At 58.7% G+C, this 3263-nt stretch carries 4 protein-coding genes; 2 read left to right on the forward strand and 2 right to left on the reverse strand.

The window, feature by feature from the left end; genetic code table 11:
* On the forward strand, positions 1–370 hold a 370-nt coding region (locus tag EOW68_RS18180; protein ID WP_431358886.1), incomplete at its 5' end, for a SufD family Fe-S cluster assembly protein.
* 4 nt (positions 371–374) lie between these two features.
* Positions 375–1238: a 2-oxoacid:ferredoxin oxidoreductase subunit beta gene (locus tag EOW68_RS18185; RefSeq protein ID WP_128226567.1), complete on the forward strand. Its 864-nt coding sequence runs from the start codon at positions 375–377 to the stop codon at positions 1236–1238.
* On the opposite strand, the gene truA is transcribed toward EOW68_RS18185, so the two are convergent.
* On the reverse strand, positions 1232–2056 hold the full coding sequence (gene truA, locus EOW68_RS18190; protein WP_128226568.1) for a tRNA pseudouridine(38-40) synthase TruA: 825 nt from the start codon (positions 2054–2056) through the stop codon (positions 1232–1234). The genes EOW68_RS18185 and truA overlap by 7 nt on opposite strands.
* Positions 2057–2101: 45 nt before the next feature.
* Positions 2102–2908, reverse strand: a complete 807-nt coding sequence (locus EOW68_RS18195) for a TrmB family transcriptional regulator (protein WP_128226569.1) — start codon at positions 2906–2908, stop codon at positions 2102–2104.
* Positions 2909–3263 lie beyond the last annotated feature (355 nt).

Here is a 3263-nt window from a genome sequence, read left to right on the forward strand (position 1 = left end):
ATCCAAGTCCATTTCGAAAGACGGCGGACGGACGAACTACCGTGGGCTGGTGCACATCGCCGACGGCGCGAAAGGCTCCTCGACCGCAGTCGAATGTGACGCCCTGATGTTCGACAACACGTCGACGTCGGACACGATGCCGTATATGGAGATCCAGGAATCGAACGTCGACGTCGCGCACGAGGCGACCGTCGGAAAGATCGGCGACGAAGACGTCTTCTACCTGCAATCGCGCGGGCTGGACGACGACGACGCCAAACAGATGATCGTCGCGGGCTTCATCGAACCGATCACGGAAGAGCTTCCGATCGAGTACGCTGTCGAACTCAACCGGCTGATCGAACTCGAAATGGAGGGTAGTCTCGGATAACTCCATGAGCTCAGAGGTTCGGTTCGTCGACTTCAAATCGGACAAGCAGCCGACGTGGTGTCCGGGCTGTGGCGATTTCGGGACGATGAACGGCATGATGAAAGCCCTCGCCGAAACGGGCAACGACCCCGACAACACGTTCATCGTCGCGGGGATCGGCTGTTCGGGCAAGATCGGCACCTACATGCACAGCTACGCGCTGCACGGCGTCCACGGCCGCGCATTACCGGTTGGCATCGGCGTGAAGATGGCCAACCCGGAGCTGGAAGTGATGGTTGCCGGCGGTGACGGTGACGGCTACTCGATCGGTGCCGGGCACTTCGTCCACGCGGTGCGTCGGAATGTGGACATGAGCTACGTGGTGATGGACAACCGGATCTACGGGCTGACCAAAGGACAGGCCTCCCCGACGAGTCGCGAGGACTTCGAAACATCGACGTCACCCGACGGGACGCACATGCCGCCGGTGAATCCGCTCGCACTCGCGCTCGCCGCCGGCGCGACGTTCATCGCGCAGTCTTTCTCCTCGGACTCGAAACGCCACGCCGAAATCGTCCAGGAGGCCGTCGAACACGACGGCTTCGGCTTCGTCAACGTCTACTCTCCCTGTGTAACGTTCAACGACGTCGACACCTACGACTACTTCCGCGATACGCTGGTCGATCTCAAAGAGGACGGCCACGACCGTACCGATCTGGAAGCGGCGAAGAAGGCTATCCTCAGTGGCGACAAAGAGTACCAGGGTGTCATCTACCAGAACGAAGACAGCGTTCCGTTCGAAAAGCAAGAAGGTATCGAGGCACCGATGACCGACATCCCCGATGGTGCGCCAGAGGGTGCGATGGATCTCGTTCGCGAGTTCTACTGAGTCTCTCGTTTTTCGATTCCATCCACCAGTTCGCGTGAGACTCGCGCAGTCGTCGTCCGTTCTACACGCTGTTTATCGAACAGTTTTCGGGCCTGCGTTGCGGCATCCTGATCGATCTGAAAGGAGAGCGCTGGATAGACGACGTCGGTGAGAACCAGCGGATACGCAGCTGCCGGCCCGACACCGTCGGGACCGGAGATTGGCTGTTCGCCGAGAACTCGTTCGATCCGGTCGAAATCTGCCCTCCCTGCACCCACATCGGCGACGAGCGAGACGATCCGCCGGACGAGCTGGCGGGCGAAGCCGCCGGCTGTGAGTGTCAAAATAAAAAACGGCGCTTCGACAGTGAGTGACGTCGACAGCGTTCGTCTGGTGCCCGTATCGTCGGGTGTGAGATTGTGGAAATCCTGCGTGCCCGACAGCGCAGTCAGAGCCCGGCGGGTCCGGGATTCGTCGAGCCCAGCCGCGTGGAGCACGTAGCTGTACTCACGTTCGTCCGGATCGTGTGTCGCGTGAAATTCTGGTGGGGCGTCAGTACTGGCCCAGACACGGATCGACGCCGGGAGTTCGCTGTTGAACGCGCCCGGTGTCAGCCAGTCGGGGGCCTCGAACCCGACCGTCTGGGCGAGTGCAGAGACACCGGCGTCAGTCCGACCGGCAGCAGCGTACCCCGGCGGCGTCTTTCCGGATTCGATCACGTCGAGCGATCGGAGTGCGTCGAGCAGTGTTCCCTCGACAGTTGCGACGTCCGGCTGGCGCTGGAAGCCGTGGAAAGGGCGTCCATCGTATGCGATCCGGTAGGCACGCGTGCCGGTCATATACGCGATTTTCGGCGACCGTTCGCAAAGAGTGTTGTCACGCAGTTACGATTCCTGCGGGTTGGGCAGCTGCTCGTCGAGCAGTCGCCGCAAAACGAGCACCAGGCCGTTACAGTTTCCGGAGCCACAGACTGCCTGCTCGTCCGGTGACTGCTCCCCCTGCCGGATGGTACTTGCAAGCAGATACTGACCGTCGACGAGCAGGAGCCGACCGATATCCGGGGCTGTCGGATCGCTGTCGGACCGAAGCCACTCTATCTCTGCACTGTACACCATCCACTCCGGGAGTTCCATCGACAGCTGGTCCCGCAACTGTTCGGATTCCGCCCCAACGACGATATCCACCTCCCGGTTCCCTGCCGCGGAGAGCTCCTGATAGAGTGGTTCAGAGAGCACGCTCTCGTTTCCGATCAGCAACAACAGTTCCACGTCAGCCTCCCCGATCAGCCGCTTCACCCGCGTCGTGATCGTCTTCCTGCCGGTCATCGACCAGATCTCCGGGCGATCGTTTGCCTCCTCGTCCTGACTGGCCTGCTGGATCTCTCTGAGTGACTGCTCTATCGAGTTGATCCGCGTCTGATGGCGTTCGTTCAGGATTTCGATCGCCTCGGTGATCGGAATCGCCCGGAACTGCTGTGGCGAGGAATGCTGTATCTCGACCAGCCCAGCAGATTCGAGCGATCGTACCGCCTCGTACACACGTGTCCGTGGGATGTCGATATGCTCGCTGACCTCCCGCGCCGTCCCTCCCGTTATTTTAGTCAATGAAACGAAACATTTTGCCTCGTACTCACGAAGCCCGAACTGCTGAAGTTTCTCGACTGCTCGATCTTGGTGTATTTTTTTTGTCATGTCCCAACCACGTACCTACTATCAGTTAACCAGTCCGGGTAGTACATAATAACACTTGTGTTATATATTCTATACTATCTGAAGATTCAGTTCTCCCATACAGCACTCCTTTTTGTGATATCCTATACATTGTTCTACTATCGTAAAACAGTTAGGTGTCTGAGAGTAATTCGCCGATGATCGAGCCGTTCCGGTCTGGAGACGTTCGGCTATCTCTCCGCAGGTTCAGCTGTTATGAGCGTGTCATAGAATTAATCACAGGGTCTTGAGTTTCGTCCGTCCAGGATTGTCTCCCCGTTCGTAATTCGTGATGGCGACGACCACACGGAGACAAAGCGCCACGAAGACTTGTGTT

It is taken from the genome of Halovenus amylolytica (assembly GCA_004015825.1).
Lineage (GTDB): Archaea > Halobacteriota > Halobacteria > Halobacteriales > Haloarculaceae > Halovenus > Halovenus amylolytica.

Excerpts from the sequence above, each read along its gene's own strand:
- EOW68_RS18185 (WP_128226567.1), top strand. The coding sequence starts at position 375 with ATGAGCTCAGAGGTTCGGTTCGTCGACTTCAAATCGGACAAGCAGCCG.
- truA (WP_128226568.1), bottom strand. The coding sequence starts at position 2,056 with ATGACCGGCACGCGTGCCTACCGGATCGCATACGATGGACGCCCTTTC.
- EOW68_RS18195 (WP_128226569.1), bottom strand. The coding sequence starts at position 2,908 with ATGACAAAAAAAATACACCAAGATCGAGCAGTCGAGAAACTTCAGCAG.